At 68.6% G+C, this 1,166-nt stretch carries 1 protein-coding gene; it reads left to right on the plus strand.

The genetic code is table 11. The features are described 5' to 3' along the window. Positions 1–954: 954 nt before the first annotated feature. Positions 955–1,166: MerR family transcriptional regulator (locus tag AB0P35_RS42215; RefSeq protein ID WP_363521944.1), on the plus strand; the 212-nt coding region annotated here is incomplete at its 3' end.

Below are 1,166 nucleotides of genomic sequence, written 5' to 3' on the forward strand. Positions count from 1 at the left end.
GGCCGCCTGTCCGTCCCGGGCCGTCTCCGGTGCCACGGGCGCCGGGTGTTCCACTGCCGCCTCCCTGCGCGGTGTCGCTCGTTTCTTCGGGCGCGCGGCGGCTCGGGGGTTGCCGCCGCCGCGCAGCGGGAGACCACCTCACGCACGGGCACGGCAAAATCTATGCGCGCCGGAGTAGACATTGCTCGTGGGCGGGTCTAACGTTTCTCTCGTAGACAGCAGTCGGTGATACCGGCCAGACACGAACTGGCCGGGGTTGTTGGACAGCAGTTCGCAGTTCGGTCCGGCAGTGGAGTTCCGAAGCCAGGCAGGTGCAGGACGGCGACGGGGCTGGCTGCCGGACGGGGCGGCCCGCAGGTATCAGGGGCCGCCACCAGCGGTACCCGTAGTACGCAGTTCAGTGAGTGCAGTACCAGCAGTTGCAAGACAGGTAGGACCTCGGCAAAGGCGCCCAGACTGCGGGCGCGCGTGTCGAGGGGTCCGGGCAGTGCGGTTCCAGGCCACCGCAGACGCGGCACGGCCGGCGGGGCTGGGTTGCCGGACCGGGTGGGCCGTCACGGCCACCGACAGCAGGTGCAGTACCAGCAGTACGAAAAGTGACAGGTCAGTACAGAGGATGAATGGAGGGTGCAAGCGCCATCAGGATCGCCCGGCCCGTGAGGTAGCAGTTTTTCGTCCGGGCGGACACCGCAGACCTCCCTCAAGGACACGAAGGACGGTGGTTTCCGGTCACGCATACGCGATCCCCGCACACCCCTCCCCCGGGGCAGTGCGGAAGTACCAGGACCGGCCAAGGCCGGTAGATGGTGTTGTTCCCCTTCGGGGCCCCGGAGCCGACACGGCGCCGGGGCCCCTCGACGCGTTCTCCCCGAGAACCAGAGAGGTGCAGTGACTACAACGGCCAGCCCCGACACACCCGACAAACTCGACGACGACGACTACCCCGCCTACACCATGGGCCGCGCCGCCGAGATGACCGGCACCACCCCCGGCTTCCTGCGAGCACTCGGCGAACACCGCCTCATCACCCCACTGCGCTCCGACGGCGGCCACCGCCGCTACTCCCGCTACCAACTACGCATCGCCATGCGCGCCCGCGACCTCGTCGACCAGGGCACCCCCATCGAAGCCGCCTGCCGCATCGTCATCCTCGAAGACCAACTCGA

This window comes from Kitasatospora sp. NPDC085879, from assembly GCF_040686255.1.
Classification (GTDB): Bacteria; Actinomycetota; Actinomycetes; order Streptomycetales; family Streptomycetaceae; genus Kitasatospora.